Genomic DNA, 14,729 nt, shown 5'->3' on the forward strand with positions numbered 1-14,729 from the left:
CCGGACATGGAATATCTGGAAATCGTCAGCCCGGCGGATTTCAAGACCGTCGACGTGCCACCCGCCACCGACAAGGTGCCGCCGGTGACGCCCTGGAAGTAGTGCTGGCCTCGTAGGACTGCGGGCACCATCGTGGTTTCGGAGGGCAGTATCGGCAGGTGCAAACGTAGTGGCAAGATCGGAGAAAGGCCTTTCCCGATCGCCGGGAGCTCGCCGCTGCCACTGTTGCCTCGGTAGCTGTTAACCTTCGGCGCCTGTTGATTGTCGGGCTTGGACCGGGATCGCGCTGCATCTGGTGCGACCTGTCTTGGGGATGCGGATAGCTAGCCGTGAACAGGCATGCACGGAACCAAAAGTCCGATTCGGGCGCCTTTCGTTCCGGCCGCGTTCCGAAGCTTAAAGCAGTCCCGCATGCCGTCGCATTTTGAGACAGCGCGAGCCAAGGTTCTGGTTTTGATAGCCCCGCGTGCGGTCAGGAGCGCTGCAGGCGCCAACCGACCACGGTTGCCTGAACGGGGCCGCCGGATTCGTGATTGCGCCATTCGCCATTGACGAAGCGGCAGGCGAACGGCAGTTGATAGGTGCCGCTGTGGTCCTCGCACAGCACCTGCACCGGCTGATCCGGGGGCGGTTCTCCTTCGCCATTGAATTCGGCCAGACGTCGTTCGCGCGTTGCCATTCCAGTATCTCCGTAAAGACGCGCAAACTGCGCTGCCCGTATTACAACCGCGGGCGCCCAAAACTGTCGGCGGGGGCGCCAGAGGCGAACCTCAACGCGCGAATGAGGTTTCAGTGTGGTAGCTTCATGGTGAAGCTTCGGCCCTGTGGCTCTGCCCCGAGCAAATTGACCTTCGGCCGAGCGGCACTTCAGATGAGGATTTCGATGACCGGCCGCGCAGCACTCGCCGCCTCGCTGATTCTAGCGGCCTGCATACAGGCACCGATGGTCGCAACCGCGCAGGATGTTCCCGGCATCGAGATCTGCACGGTCGAAAAGACCATGGAGCGGCGCACCAGCTGCCTGCAGAGCAATGTCGATTTTCTGCAGAAGACGATGACAAAACTCGCCGCCGACCATCAGCAGAAGCTCGATGCCGCCAAGGCGCAGGTCGAGGGGCTGAAGGCTGCCGTGGTCGCGCTGCAGAAGACCGTGGACGATTTGCAGGCGGCGCAGAAGAAGGCGATTGAGGATCAGAAGAAGAAAGCTGAACCTTCGCCGGGCCAAGACGCGGGGCCGGCGAAGGAGGGTGTGAAATGAAACAGCGTCGTCGCGGCCAGGCGCCTGAAACCAAAGCTCGCCATGCTCCGGCATAGCCGTCCGAGGACGGCGTCGCTTCCACGTTAACCCTCGTCAGCTCTTCTCGCCTGACATCAGCGGCCCGAACAATTCCCAGCTCTCGCCCTTGAACTGTTCCATCTGCAGCTGTTCCAGCGGCGCGAAATCGGTCGGGCTGGTCTTGATCCTTGTGCCCGGCAGATAGATGCCGATCTCGAAATTCAGGTTGGCCGCCTGCTTCATGATGTTCTCGCGGGTGAGGTCGTCGCCGCACTGCCGGAGCACCTGCTCGAGCCCCTTGGCGACGCCATAGCCGAACACCGTGGAGGCGTCTTCCTGGTCGCCTTCGGGGTACCATTTGGTCATGAAGGCGCGCCATTCGCCGAGCCCGGCATCGTCTTTCCATCGCGGATCCTTGGGGTCCTTGAGATAGGCCGCGCTGAGAATGCCCTGGCTGTTTTCATAGCCGGCCGGCTTCATGACGCTGCCGACCGACACCGAGACGTTGGTGAGGAAATGGATCGGGGACCATTTCAGTTCGCCGATCTTCTTGATCGCCTGCGCGGCGAATTTCGGCGTTGAGATATTGACGAAAATGTCGGGATTGGCAGCCTTGATCTGGACCACCTGCGAATCCACCGTCGGCGAGCTGGTCTCGTAGGACGCCTCTACCACGATCAGCTTGCTGGCCTGGTCGCCGAGGCCCTCGCGCAGGCCGATCAGATAGTCCTTTCCGAAATCGTCGTTCTGATAGAGCACGCCGATGGTCTTGCCGGGATGATTCTTCAGGATGTAGGCGGCATAGATGCGCGCTTCGGTCTGGTAGTTGGGCTGCCAGCCCATGGTCCAGGGAAAATTCTTCGGATCGTTCCACTTCGCCGCGCCGGTCGAGACGAACAGCTGCGGGACTTTCTTGGCGTTCATGTATTTCTGGATAGCGGTGTTGCCGGGGGTGCCGAGCGGGTTGAAGATCAGCAGCACCTCGTCGGCCTCGACCAGTTTTCGCGCTTGTTCCACCGTCTTCGGCGGACTGTAGCCGTCGTCATAGGAGATGAAGTTGATCTTGCGGCCGTTGATGCCGCCTTCGGAATTGAGCTTGTTGAAATAGGCCGCCTCGGTCTTGCCGATCGTGGCGTAGGCCGACGCCGGCCCCGAATAGGGCATGATATTGCCGATCTTGATTTCGCTGTCGGTGGCACCGGGATCGTATTTCTTCTGGGCATTGGCGACGCTTGCAATCGCGACCGCAAGAAGTCCGGCAAGAGCCGCGGATCTGGCAAGGCTCAAGGCATTTTGACTCAAGGCGTGGTGATGCATCATCGTTCTCCCTGACGTGCTGGCCGCGGCTCGGGCAGTCTTTTAGGGGCAGCTTGTTGAGCCGTCGAATTGAATTCGTCGGGCAGTATGCACGATTAGGATGGTGTTGCCAGCAAAGCCTTGGCTGCTATTTTGCGCTGTATCGAAGGGGGTGGGAGACCCATGGTTGCCGCATCTGATTTTCTTGGCGTTGAGGAAGCAGCGCAAGGACTGTCAAATGAGGCGCGCGCCAAGCGTCTAAGATGCCCCGGCTTCGAAGGAAGGCTTGTGGTCCATGAATCCTGCCCAGAAGGCGCTCTGGTTCATCGAAAGCCACCTCGCCAGCGAGCTTTCGCTGGACGAGATCGCTGGCGTGGCCGGAATTTCTCGCTTCCACATGGTCCGCGCGTTCGCCGCCGCGACGGGGTTATCGGTCATGCGCTACGTGAGGGCCCGGCGCCTCAGCGAGGCGGCGCGCGCACTCGCCGCCGGCGCCCCCAATATCCTGGAACTGGCGCTGGAGGCGGACTACGGCTCTCACGAAGCATTCACCCGCGCCTTCCGCGACCATTTCGGGATCACGCCCGAAGCGGTCCGCAGCTTGGCGCGCCTCGACAACCTCAGACTTCAGGAGCCGATCCAAATGGATTCAACCGCCACAGACAATCTTCAGAAGCCGCGTTTTGAAACCTGCAAGCCGCTGCTGATCGCAGGTCTCGGCGAGCGCTATAGCCACGAAAACGGCGCCGGCATTCCCGGCCAGTGGCAGCGCTTTAATCAATCGGTAGCGAATGTTCCCGGCCGGATCGGGAAGGTGGCCTATGGTGTCTGCTGCAACGGCGACGACGCCGGAAATTTCGACTACATCGCAGGCGTCGAAGTGGCTGATTTCTCCGACCTGCCGCGCGAGTTCAGCCGCGTGCGTATCCCCGAACAGCGCTACGCGGTCTTCGCCCACCGCGACCACATCTCGTCGATACGGCGCACCATCAATGCGATCTGGAATCACTGGCTGCCTGCCTCCGGACTGAAGGCGGCAGATGCGGCCAACTTCGAGCGCTATGACGAAAGCTTCGATCCGCTCACCGGCAATGGCGGCCTCGAAATCTGGGTGCCGGTGAGGGAATAAGCCGGGCAACGCGGAGCTGCCTTGCGGGCTTCAGCCAGTTGATTGCTTGGCAAGCGATAACGACTTTGCCATAACAGCGCGCAACGAACTTGTTGCGCGCGCGGCACCAACGCCAGATCCGCCTGCGCCCAAGAAAAGCCGGGAGGATTTGATGTCCGACATTCGCGTTCTCGCCAGCGGTCTCGAATTCCCGGAAGGGCCGGTGGTGCTGCCGGACGGCTCGGTGCTGCTGGTTGAGATCCGCGGCCAGCGCCTGACCCGGGTGTGGCCGGACGGACGAAAAGACGTGGTCGCGCAAATTGCCGGCGGCCCCAACGGGGCGGCGATCGGTCCGGACGGCAAATGCTATGTCTGCAACAATGGCGGCTTCAGCTGGGTGCCCTCCCGCGGCACCATGATGCCGGGCGCGCCGGAGCCGCATGAATATATCGGCGGCTCGATCCAGCGCGTCGATCTCGTAACCGGCAAGGTCGAAACCCTGTTCGACAAATGCGGCGAGCATCCGCTGAAGGGGCCGAACGATCTGGTGTTCGACCGGCACGGCGGCCTCTGGTTCACCGATCTGGGCAAGCGCCGCGCCCGCGACATGGATGTCGGTGCCTTCTACTACATAAAGCCCGGCATGACGGAGATCGTCGAAGGCGTATTCGGCATGCTGCCGGCCAACGGCATCGGGCTGTCGCCGGAGGAAAACACCGTCTATGTCGCGGAGACGCCGACGGCGCGGCTGTGGGCGTTCGACCTTTCCGCACCGGGTACGGTAAAACCGCGCGAGGTGATCTATCGCGGCGAGCGCGGCAAGCCGATCGCCGGGCTCGGCGGCTACCAGATGTTTGACTCGCTCGCGGTGGAGGCCTGTGGCAACATCTGCGTGGCGACGCTGATTTCGGGCTGTATCTCGGTGATCGCGCCCGATGGCTCCGTTGTCGAACAGGTGCCGACCGGCGACCGCGTCACCACCAACATCGCCTTCGGCGGGCCCGAATTGAAGACCGCCTACATCACGCTGTCCGGCAAGGGCGAACTGATCGCGATGGACTGGGCTCGATCAGGCCTGCCACTGAACTTTCTGAACAAGTGAGAGTGATCGATGCCTTGGCTTGGACCGGTATCGCTGCAAGGGCCGTGGGCGCGGCTTGAACCGTTGTCATCAGACCATATCGACGGGCTGACGGAAGCGGTGCAGGACGGCGAGCTGTGGAAGCTATGGTATACCTCCATCCCCAGGCCCGGGAATATGGCCGGGGAGATCGAGCGCCGGCTCGCTTTGCAGGCGGCCGGCGCCATGCTGCCGTTCACGGTGTTCGACGCCGACGGTCAAATCGCGGGCATGACGACCTACATGAATGTCGATGCGGCGAACCGCCGGGTCGAGATCGGCTCGACCTGGTATGCCAAGCGGGTGCAGCGCAGCGCGCTCAATACCCAGTGCAAACTGCTGCTGCTCACCCATGCCTTCGAACAACTCGACTGCATCGCGGTCGAATTCCGCACGCATTTTTTCAATCATCAGAGCCGGCGCGGCATCGAGCGATTGGGGGCAAAGCTCGACGGCATCCTGCGCAACCATCAGATCGCGGCCAATGGCACGCTGCGCGACACCGTCGTTTACAGCATCATCGCCGGCGAATGGCCGACGGTGAAGGCGCATCTCACCTATCAACTGAACGAGAAAGCGCGGTAGCTTGACCGCCGGAATGTCAGGACGATGGAAACATTCGATTATGTAATCGTGGGCGCGGGCTCGGCCGGTTCGGTGCTTGCCAACCGGCTCAGCGAAGATCCTCTCACCAGCGTCTGCGTGCTGGAAGCAGGCCCCAGCGACTGGCATCCCTACATCCATCTGCCGGCCGGTTTTATCAAAACCTTCCACATGAAGAGCATCAACTGGGCCTACCAGCAGGAGCCCGGGCCCTGGACCGGCGGCCGCAGCATTTACGCGCCCCGTGGCAAGACGCTGGGCGGCTCGTCCTCGATCAACGGCCACATCTTCAACCGCGGCCAGCGCCAGGATTTTGATACCTGGGCGCAGCTCGGCAACCGTGGCTGGGGCTATCCGGATGTGCTGCCCTATTTCAAGCGGCTGGAGCGCCGCATCGGTGAGGGCGACGACACCTATCGCGGGCGCGACGGCGATCTGGCCGTCACCACCATGGACTGGAAGGATCCGCTCTGCGAGGCCTTCATGGCCGGCGCTATCAGCCTCGGTATTCCGCGCAACCCCGATTACAACGGCGCGATCCAGGAGGGCGTTTCCTACGCCCAGCGCACCATCAAGAACGGCCTGCGCGTCAGTGCGGCGACCGCCTTCCTGCATCCGGCGATGAAGCGGCCGAATGTCCATGTCCGGACGCATGCCCATGCCACCGGCATCCTGTTCGAGGGCAAGCGCGCGACCGGCGTGCGCTACCTCAAAGGCGGCAAGGGCGGCGCGCCGATGCAGGTCCGCGCAGCCAAGGAAGTCATTCTCGCCGGCGGCGCCTATAACTCGCCGCAGCTGCTGCAACTGTCCGGGGTCGGATCGCCGGATCTGCTGCGCTCGCTCGGCATCGAGGTGCGCCACGCGCTGCCGGGCGTCGGCGAGGGATTGCAGGATCATTACGCGCCGCGTTCGGTCGTCCGCGTCAAGAACATCAAGACCATCAACGAGCGCCGGCGCGGCCTCAGTCTGTGGCTGGAGGCGCTGAAATGGGCGACGACGCGGCGTGGCCTGCTGTCGCTGTCGCCGACCATGGTGTACTGCTTCTGGCACTCCGGCCAGACCACCGAGAGTTCGGACCTGCAGCTGACCTTCACGCCCGCGAGCTACAAGGAGGGCGTGCAGGGCCAGCTCGAGGACGAGCCCGGCATGACCGTTGCCTCCTGGCAGCAGCGCCCCGAAAGCCGCGGCTATGTTCGCGCCCGTTCAGCCGATCCGTTCGAGCCGCCGCTGATCCAGACCAATTATCTGGTGGAAGAACTCGATCGCCGCGTCATCGTCGCCGGCATGAAGCTGGCCCGGCGCCTGCTCTCGTCCGTGCCGCTGCAGCCCTATTTTGCCTATGAGGATTTTCCCGGCCCCGGCGTGCAGACCGACGACGAATTTCTCGCCGCGGCGACGCAGCGTGGCACCACCACCTTCCACCCCGGCTGCACCTGCCGGATGGGACCGGCTGACAAGAGCTGGGCAGTCGTCGACGACCAGCTGCGCGTGCACGGGATGCAAGGCTTGCGCGTGATCGATGCCTCGATCATGCCGCGGATGATCTCGGCCAATCTCAATGCCTCGACCCTGATGATCGCCGACAAGGCGTCGGATATGATCCGCGGCCGCAAGCTGCCGGAGGCGATCGGTGTTAGCGGGACGACGGTTTGATCATCCGGCCTGTTCGGGTTGAAACCCTGGCGCGAAGGACGGCCCGCGAACCATTGGTTCACGGCTTGCAGGGAAGCGATCGGAGCGGTCCAACCGGGAATGGCAAATAGTCCAGCGTCAGTTTCCGATCGCCATACAACTACGGCGCGGTCATCATGCTGCGTGCGGTCATGTCGATGATTGCTTGCCGTGGCCGTATCCAACCCTTGTTAGTGCGCGGTATTTGATGCAACCTGTTATCACGCGGGCGACCACGGGGGCTGTCGTGGATGACGAGCAGGCAGAGGTGGCATCTTTCATAGGTAGCCATTTGCAAGAGCTGGCATCGTTAGCTCAGCGCGCCGGTCTCGGCACCCTGTGTTTTCTTCTGGAAATGGCCACATTGGAGGCCAAGACGGTTGCCGGTGATGGGCATGATCGCGACATTGAGTCGGATTTCGACGGCAGCTGACCCAGGGACACCGGACCATGATCGTCGCGGGCGGCTACTTTTCGGTCGGCCGGCGCGACAGGGCGGCCATCAGCGCGAGAATCCGTTGGCGGAGATCGCCGTCCGGGATCGCTTCGAACGAACGCACCAGCTGCTGGCCGTTTTTGGTGGCGAGGAAGCCTGTAAGACTTGTCATGCGCGCGTCGTTTCCGCTTTCCGGCCCGCTGGCTCCCGGCGCGCCCTCATAGAAAAAACCGATGGATGTACCGAGCGCGGCGGCGATTTGGCTCAGCCGGCCGGCGCCGATGCGGTTGACCCCTCTTTCGTATTTTTGCACCTGCTGAAACGTCAGATCGAGCGCGCCAGCGAGCGCCTGCTGCGACATGCCCTTCAGCAGGCGCTGGGCGCGGATACGCTGCCCCACATGCTGGTCAATCGCGTTGACGGACCTGCTTTTGGTTCGCCCCGCACGACTCATCGTCGGCGTTTGCTGATCCCGCGCCATCCTCAAGGTTCCGCCTTGTGCTTGCGGCGACGGCGCTCCGCCGCGCCATATTGGCCGCGCTGGCGGTGCGGGTCCGTGTTCGGCCGGACCACGGTGGTGCGGAACGCATCCCAGTCTTCCGCGCGCAGTCCGGCCATCTCGGGCACGGTCTCGAACCTGTCCAGCGCTGCGCCGCACAGGCTCGCGGGCACGGGCTGGACCTGAAGAAACGGCATTTCCGGGTCGAACGAGATGGGAACGTCGGTTCGCGCGAGGCGGATATTGGTGAACAGCGGGCCGAACCAGCGATCGGTCGCGATGATACCCTCATAGGCCTCATAGCCGGGATGGCGTACGAAGTTCGCGGGAGGCCGCACGAGAAGATTCCACCCCGGCGCGGTACGGGCAATCAGGCCGGACCAAATCTGGACGATGCCCGGCTCTATGAAGGCAACGAGGAAGGGCGGTGAAAACCCCTTGATATCCGGAGGTGCCACCTGGTCGAAGCGGTCGGCAAAGCCCGGGAACTGGGCGGTCTTCAGTGGGTACCAACCGTCGGCGCCCTCGTAGGTCCAGATCACATTCGAGCCGTCCCAGATCAGGCTGAACTGGATCGGCGGGAAAACATACCAGCCGAAAGCCGAAGCCGTCGTGAGCGCGTCGCAATGCCGGAAGGCGCGAGTCGGCATCATCCCGGCGGCGGCGCGGTCGGCCCGCTGCGGCAGGCGGGCGTCGGGGACAAGACGAAAGAAGGTGGCAAGCGGTTCGTCACGCCCTGGCAACTCGTCCACACGCGTCCTCCCACATTGGCAAATACATCCCTTGCCGCGCGGCATACGCAGCCAAGCATCACGTCGGCAGGGGCGGGGACGGAAAGGGTCGCGTCCCGGAATTGGCCTGTCTTCAGAACGCGGGGTAGGCGCCGCCGAGACGAACCTTGCGGCTATCCGCGACTTCGGCGGGCGCAATGCGCACCGGGGGCAGGTTCGGGCAGGCGCCGCCGAGACGAACCTTGCGGCTGTCGGCGATCTCGGCCGGGATCTGCGTCTTGATCGTCACGTCGTTGGAAATGCTGCTCATGATAGTCTCCGGGTTAAGCCGGATCCGCTGACCCGGCCGCACACATTAGCAGAAGCCGCAAGTTAGCAGCAGGCCACAAGTGCGGACGTGATCGATGCGGCGTGACCGCGTGAAAAATTCGGCGCGCTCCTTATGTTCCGTGCGCCGGCGTGAAGGGCGTGTGAAAATTACGTGAAAAAAAGCTTGGGCAAATTCTCGCGTCATGTATAGTTGGAGTTACGCAACTTCAGGTTCAATCGACGAGAGGACGGCGCGAGGCGCCGGATGCCATGTCCGAACCGACACGGACTGCTCATCGCCCGTCCCATGGGCTGATCGTCCAGGACAAGGTCGTGCGGCTCGGACGCGCTGAACCGCTCGCACCCGCGCCTCGAACGCCTCTTGTTCGCATCCATCTGCTCGGCAGCATGCGCGCCACGACCTGGCTTGGACAGGACATTCTGCCGCGCAGCCGAAAGGCACGCGCTCTGCTGGCCTTTCTCTGCATGAATGCCGATTCGGCCGTTACGCGAAACCGGATCTCCGGCATGCTGTGGGACCGCGTACCCGAGTCCCAGGCCAATGCGAGCTTTCGTCAGGCGCTCCGCCAGCTCACCGTGGCGATGGAACCGCTTGCCGACGAATTGATCGTCCTCTCGCGCGATACGATCAGGCTGGACGCGTCCGCCTGCTGGATCGACGCCCGGGCCGTTCTGGCGCCGGAACGGCTGCCGGCCCGCGGGTCCCGCGGCGACCTTGCGGAGCTTTGCCCGGGTGAGATGCTCGACGGGCTTGACGGGATCAGCCCATCGTTTGATCAGTGGCTGCTCACCGAACGCACCCGGTTCAACGAGCAGCTTCGCGCATTGCTTGAATCCGAATTGCGGGATGCCGCCGCATCCGATGCCGAGCGGCGTGCCGCCACGGCCCGCCGCGTCATAGGGTTCGATCCGACCCACGAGGGGGCATCGCGCGCGCTGATGCGAGCGCTCGCCGATATGGGCGAGCGGGCGCAGGCGCTGCACGAGTATGAGCGATGCCGGGACGCGCTCAGGACGGTGCTCGATGTTGAGCCCTCTTCGGAAACCCGCGCTCTGCATGAAGCGCTGCGGGCGTACAACGCATCCGCCGTCTCCGCGATCCGGCAGGCGGCCGGTTCGCCGGCACCGGACTGGCCGCGCGCGCCAACCACGGCCGGCACCCGCGCGCGGTTGCGCGTCAAGGTCCTTCCCTTTCAGGCCCATGCAGCGCACGCCGACAGGCTCGCTTTCCGGCTCAGCCAGGAGATCGCCGACGGGCTGGCGCGCTTCCGATGGTTCGACGTGATCGCGCCGGCCGTGTTTCAGCACTGGCAGGAAACGGGCGCCGGCGCCGCTGTCGCCGGTCGGGACGACCTGCACTACGTGGTCGACGGAAACCTCGCCGGGGACGAGTCGCGGATGCAACTGAGCGTGCGGCTGCTCGACGTGGCGGACGAGCCGCGTCCGGTCTGGAGTGATCGGTTCGAGCTGGCCCCGGCAATGCTGGATCAGGTAAACGAGCTGGTCGTAGCACCCGTGGTGGCGCGGATCGACCCCGTTATCCTGTTCATCGAGGGCCAGGAGAGGCGGCCTCGCGATCTCGGCGCCGACGGCCTTGTGCTTCAGGCAATTCCGCTGATGTACAGCATGGAGCAGGACAAGTACGAAGAGGCGGGCCGTCTCATCGGGCGCGCCCTCGATGCCGACCCCGCCAACGCCAACGTTCTCGCCTGGGCCGCCTATTGGCAGGTCTGGCATGTCGGACAGGGCTGGGCGCACGACCCGATCGCGGCTTTCGCGACGGCGCAAGATCTGGCGGTGCGCGCGATCCGCATTGATCCCGAGAACGCGGAGGCGCTCGGCATCTATGCGCATATCTGCGCATTTCTGGACAAGGACTTTGAATCGGCGATGCACTATTTCGACCGCGCGCTGCGGTTCAATCCCAATCTCGCTTTCGTGTGGGCGCTCAGTGCGCCGACCTGCTGCTATATCGGCCAGCCCGATCTCGCGTTGCAACGCCTGGACCGCTACCGCGATCTGGCGCCGACCGATCCGCTGTTTCCCTTGTGGGAGTACTTCTACGCCGTCGCCTATGTCTTCAAGGGCGACTACGAAAAGGCGGTCAGCATCGGGCGCCGCGCGGCCAAGGCCAATCCCGACTTCGTCAATGGCTATAAGCCGTTGATCGCGGCGTTGGGTCATTTGGGCCGAAGCGAGGAAGCCGCAGCGTATATCGTGAAGCTGCTCTCGCTCGAGCCCGGATTCACGGTGGCGAGCTTCGGGCGGGTCTATCCGTTCCGCAATCCGGCGGACCGCGAGCGCTATATGCAGGGTCTCGCCTTGGCCGGCGTGCCTGCTGGATAGCGCGCGCAGTATCCTTCCACGACCTTTCCGAAGAGAGTGCTTCTGTGCAGCGACCGGCTGGGGACAACGTGGCTACCCTCCATGCTGCCTTGGATAGCGCTACCGCCTCTCAATTGCCGGCGGCCGCCGTGGGAATCCTCTGGGCCTTGCTGACGGTCGTGATCTGGAGTGCCTGGCCCGCCTACACGCGCCTTAGCGTCGTCCACACACTGACCCCGCAGGATCTCGTCGCGCTGCGCTATGCCGTCGGCGGCGCGATCCTCGTGCCGGTCCTGATCAGGCACGCCCGCGCCATGCCGCATGGCGGCTGGCGCCAGGGGCTCGTGCTGGCGTTTTTTCAGGGAGCGCCGCTCGCGCTCCTGGTCACCTTCGGCGTGCGCTATGCTCCGGCGGGGCATATGGCCGCTCTCTCGCCCGGCCTTCTGCCGATGTTCGCGGCCGTCATCGGCGCCGTCTTTCTTCGCGAGCGGCTGTCCCTTCCTCGCTCAATCGGTGTCGCGCTCATCGCGGCGGGCGCATTGGCGATGGCCGGGCAGAGCCTGGGGAGCCTCTCCAGCGGCGTCTGGAAAGGTGACCTTCTCTTCGTCTGCGCGGGTCTCATGGGCTCGATCTATGCGGTGCGCATGCGCCGCTCGGGCCTGTCCGCGATATCAGGCGCCGCGCTGATCGGCGTCTACTCCATGCTGTTCTATCTCCCCCTTTATGGCGCGCTGTGGCTGGAATCGGGCGGCCTTCGCGGCGCGCCGGCGCTCGAACTTGCGTTTCAGGCGCTTTATCAGGGTTTGCTGATGGGAGCCGTGTCGCTGTTCTCGCTGAGCCGGGCCATCGTCATCCTCGGCGCCTCGCGGGCGGCAGCCTTTATTTCCCTGGTACCCGTGCTCGGGACCATCATTGGCGCGCTTGTCCTCGGCGAACGGCCCTCCTTGACCGAATGGCTCGCGGTGGGTGCGATCAGTCTGGGCGTGCTTCTCGCCGCCGGACTGCGTGGACTCAGGACAGGCGGCGGCAATTCCGAACCTCTCCGACGCTGATATCCGCGAGCGGCTGACGCCGGCGGCCGTCGACGGGGTGGTTCGGCTCGCCGAAATCTGGCGGTTGACCAGTGCCGAGGTCTGCGCGCTGCTCGGCGATGTCTCTGAGCGCACCTGGTTTCGGATGAAGAAGGGGGAGTGGTCTGGCGCACTGTCGCACGACACCCTTACCCGTGTCAGTGCACTCATCGGCATTTTCAAGGGCCTGCGACTGCTGTTTTCCGAGCCGCTGTCGGACGAATGGGTGCGTTTGCCTAACAAGGGACCGCTATATGGCGGTCGGCGTCCGCTCGACGCGATGATCGAGGGTGGCATTCCCAAGATGCTTGAGGTCCGTCAGCATATCGATGCCCTGCGCGGCGGTCTATGAATGGCGCTGCCGACGACGTTCGACGTGACGCAGCGCGACACGGTGCGATTGATCTCGACTGGCCGCTTGAAAGATCCTGTGCTGTTGCCGCTGGCCGCCAATCACGGGGCGCTTGAAGATCTTGCTGCGTTGGAGAGCGTCACCAACGGGCGGCTGCAAGCGCAGGAGACCGGCCTGCCGAACCTGGATCCGCGAGAGCTTGTGTTCGGTCGCGCCGGCTACACCTTCATCAACGCGGCCTTTACACACACGCGGCCGGGCGGCAACCGGTTCAACGATGACAGTCGGGGGGCGTGGTACTGCGCGCTCGAACCGGAGACTGCGATCAGCGAGGTCTCGTACCATCTCACCCGTGAACTCGAAGCGATCGGACGCTTCGAAAACGTCACTGACTATGCCGAGTTGATCGCCGATTTATTCGGTGCGTTCCATGATCTGCGCACTTCCGATTTTAAAGCTCATCCGGCTCTCCATGCCAATCCGGCGATCGCGTATCCAGCGGGCCAGGCCCTCGCGAAACAGCTTCGCCAGGAAGCTGCCGGCAACGGCATTATCTACCCTTCAATCCGGCATTCCGGTGGAACCTGCCTCGCGGCATTCCGTCCCGACCTCGTCCAAAATCTGCGGCAGGGAGCAATCTGGCGGCTTGAATGGCAAGGTGCGCTGACGCCGACGGTGACGCGGCAAGGTCAGTAGCTGATCTGAAAAGGGAGCGGGTGATATAGGTGCCGATCGGCTGGTGCTGTCGGCCCTCGGTATTCTTCTGTCGGTTCGTCCTCACTTGGTCCCGTACATCCGGTCGCCGGCGTCGCCGAGGCCGGGCAGGATGTAGCCGTGATCGTTGAGCCTCTCATCGACGGCGGCGGTCCAGATCGGGACGTCCGGGTGCTCGTGCTGAAAATGGGCGATGCCTTCGGGCGCCGCCAGCAGGCAGACGAACCGGATGTCGCGGGCGCCTCTCGACTTCAGCAGCGTTGCCGCGGCGCAGGCGGAATTTCCGGTCGCCAGCATCGGATCCATCAGGACCACCATCCGGTCGGACAAATCCTGCGGCGCCTTGAAGAAATACTCGACCGCCTGGAGCGTTTCGGGATCACGATAGAGGCCGATATGGGCGACGCGCGCGGAGGGAACCAGCGCGAGCATGCCGTCGAGAAAGCCGACGCCGGCGCGCAATATCGGAGCCAGCGTCAGCTTTTTCCCCGCGATCATCGGGGCCTGCATCGGCATCAGCGGCGTTTCGATATCGACCAGCTCCAGCGGCAGGTCGCGCGTGACCTCATAGCAGAGCAGCATCCCGATCTCGTTCAGGAGCTCGCGAAAGCCCTTGATGGAGCGATCCCGCTCACGCATCAGCGACAATTTGTGCTGAACCAGGGGATGACTGACGATATTGACTGACTTGGCTGCCATGCGAAGTCTTTTGCCGGAGCCTGGTTGGTCTCGTCAATGGCATTTCGCATGACGATAGCCGCGCTGTGAATTCCAGGATCTTACGTCCCACGCCCGCCAGGCTAAAGCTGAACGTCGCACCTGGACGAGCGATTCCGTGAAACCTGTCGTTTCCATGCTCTCGGTCCTTCATCCTGAGCTCCTCATCGGCGCGGCCGGCGCACTGGGCATGAAACCCGGTTTCGAATGAAAGCCTCGCTCAAAACAGGGCCGATAGGGTGCTCCTGGTTCGTCATTGCGAGCCAATCGGGCGCGCGAACGCGCGCTCGATTAAGCGAAGCAATCCATCGCAGCCACATAAAGAAAAGCTGGATTGCTTCGTCGCAAGAGCTCCTCGCAATGACGGTTGCAAGGTCCTCATCCCAGGTCCGTAGGGCGGATTAGCCAAGCGGGTCCGCGCAACGCGCGGCCCGCTGGGCGTAATCCGCCATCTTACGCGCACCATGCGATGCCGCGAAAC

Annotated in this window: 16 protein-coding genes; 10 read left to right on the forward strand and 6 right to left on the reverse strand. The window is 63.5% G+C overall.

Annotated features, from left to right (window positions below):
* Positions 1-472: 472 nt before the first annotated feature.
* Positions 473-679: a hypothetical protein gene (locus tag ABSG20_RS17350; RefSeq protein WP_423865741.1), complete on the reverse strand. Its 207-nt coding sequence runs from the start codon at positions 677-679 to the stop codon at positions 473-475.
* Positions 680-883: 204 nt separating this feature from the next.
* On the opposite strand from ABSG20_RS17350, the gene ABSG20_RS17355 reads away from it, so the two are divergent.
* A complete protein-coding gene (locus ABSG20_RS17355) occupies positions 884-1,258 on the forward strand; it encodes a hypothetical protein (RefSeq protein ID WP_423865742.1) in 375 nt (124 codons plus the stop codon).
* A 93-nt stretch (positions 1,259-1,351) separates the two neighbouring features.
* Here ABSG20_RS17355 and ABSG20_RS17360 read toward each other — a convergent pair whose 3' ends face one another.
* The gene (locus ABSG20_RS17360; protein WP_423865743.1) at positions 1,352-2,596 is read right to left on the reverse strand and encodes an ABC transporter substrate-binding protein; all 1,245 of its coding nucleotides are present in this window, start codon (positions 2,594-2,596) and stop codon (positions 1,352-1,354) included.
* Between the two features lie 271 nt (positions 2,597-2,867).
* Here ABSG20_RS17360 and ABSG20_RS17365 point away from each other — a divergent pair, with 271 nt between their 5' ends.
* The 5 genes from ABSG20_RS17365 to ABSG20_RS17385 all read left to right on the forward strand — a co-directional run bounded on the left by ABSG20_RS17365 (position 2,868) and on the right by ABSG20_RS17385 (position 7,507).
* Positions 2,868-3,701: an AraC family transcriptional regulator gene (locus tag ABSG20_RS17365; protein WP_423865744.1), complete on the forward strand. Its 834-nt coding sequence runs from the start codon at positions 2,868-2,870 to the stop codon at positions 3,699-3,701.
* A gap of 151 nt (positions 3,702-3,852) precedes the next feature.
* Positions 3,853-4,782, forward strand: a complete 930-nt coding sequence (locus ABSG20_RS17370; protein ID WP_423865745.1) for an SMP-30/gluconolactonase/LRE family protein — start codon at positions 3,853-3,855, stop codon at positions 4,780-4,782.
* 9 nt (positions 4,783-4,791) lie between these two features.
* On the forward strand, positions 4,792-5,385 hold the full coding sequence (locus tag ABSG20_RS17375; protein WP_423865746.1) for a GNAT family N-acetyltransferase: 594 nt from the start codon (positions 4,792-4,794) through the stop codon (positions 5,383-5,385).
* A 24-nt stretch (positions 5,386-5,409) separates the two neighbouring features.
* Entirely contained in the window at positions 5,410-7,056 is a 1,647-nt protein-coding gene (locus ABSG20_RS17380; RefSeq protein WP_423865747.1) for a GMC family oxidoreductase, read from the forward strand.
* Between the two features lie 265 nt (positions 7,057-7,321).
* Complete coding sequence (locus tag ABSG20_RS17385; protein ID WP_423865748.1) at positions 7,322-7,507, forward strand: hypothetical protein; 186 nt, start codon at positions 7,322-7,324, stop codon at positions 7,505-7,507.
* A gap of 34 nt (positions 7,508-7,541) precedes the next feature.
* Here ABSG20_RS17385 and ABSG20_RS17390 read toward each other — a convergent pair whose 3' ends face one another.
* From ABSG20_RS17390 to ABSG20_RS17400, 3 genes are all read right to left on the reverse strand, one after another.
* Positions 7,542-7,991 carry a helix-turn-helix domain-containing protein gene (locus ABSG20_RS17390; RefSeq protein WP_423865749.1) on the reverse strand — a complete coding sequence of 150 codons (450 nt, stop codon included), beginning with the start codon at positions 7,989-7,991 and terminating at the stop codon, positions 7,542-7,544.
* 2 nt (positions 7,992-7,993) lie between these two features.
* Positions 7,994-8,761 carry a DUF6065 family protein gene (locus ABSG20_RS17395; RefSeq protein ID WP_423865750.1) on the reverse strand — a complete coding sequence of 256 codons (768 nt, stop codon included), beginning with the start codon at positions 8,759-8,761 and terminating at the stop codon, positions 7,994-7,996.
* A gap of 112 nt (positions 8,762-8,873) precedes the next feature.
* Complete coding sequence (locus ABSG20_RS17400) at positions 8,874-9,050, reverse strand: hypothetical protein (protein ID WP_423865751.1); 177 nt, start codon at positions 9,048-9,050, stop codon at positions 8,874-8,876.
* Between the two features lie 269 nt (positions 9,051-9,319).
* Between ABSG20_RS17400 and ABSG20_RS17405 the strand changes: the two genes are divergently transcribed.
* The 4 genes from ABSG20_RS17405 (at position 9,320) to ABSG20_RS17420 (ending at position 13,513) form a co-directional block, all read left to right on the forward strand.
* Positions 9,320-11,416: a BTAD domain-containing putative transcriptional regulator gene (locus tag ABSG20_RS17405; protein WP_423865752.1), complete on the forward strand. Its 2,097-nt coding sequence runs from the start codon at positions 9,320-9,322 to the stop codon at positions 11,414-11,416.
* A 128-nt stretch (positions 11,417-11,544) separates the two neighbouring features.
* Positions 11,545-12,447 (forward strand): DMT family transporter, encoded by a 903-nt coding sequence (locus ABSG20_RS17410; protein WP_423865756.1) that lies wholly within the window; start codon positions 11,545-11,547, stop codon positions 12,445-12,447.
* Positions 12,401-12,817 carry an antitoxin Xre-like helix-turn-helix domain-containing protein gene (locus ABSG20_RS17415; RefSeq protein ID WP_423865753.1) on the forward strand — a complete coding sequence of 139 codons (417 nt, stop codon included), beginning with the start codon at positions 12,401-12,403 and terminating at the stop codon, positions 12,815-12,817. The genes ABSG20_RS17410 and ABSG20_RS17415 overlap by 47 nt, the downstream gene beginning before the upstream one ends.
* Positions 12,818-13,513, forward strand: a complete 696-nt coding sequence (locus ABSG20_RS17420; RefSeq protein ID WP_423865754.1) for an RES family NAD+ phosphorylase — start codon at positions 12,818-12,820, stop codon at positions 13,511-13,513. It abuts the gene before it with no gap.
* Positions 13,514-13,594: 81 nt separating this feature from the next.
* Here ABSG20_RS17420 and upp read toward each other — a convergent pair whose 3' ends face one another.
* Positions 13,595-14,230 (reverse strand): uracil phosphoribosyltransferase, encoded by a 636-nt coding sequence (gene upp, locus ABSG20_RS17425; protein ID WP_423865755.1) that lies wholly within the window; start codon positions 14,228-14,230, stop codon positions 13,595-13,597.
* Positions 14,231-14,729 lie beyond the last annotated feature (499 nt).

Origin of the sequence: Bradyrhizobium sp., assembly GCF_049512235.1 — a bacterium.
GTDB lineage: Bacteria > Pseudomonadota > Alphaproteobacteria > Rhizobiales > Xanthobacteraceae > Bradyrhizobium.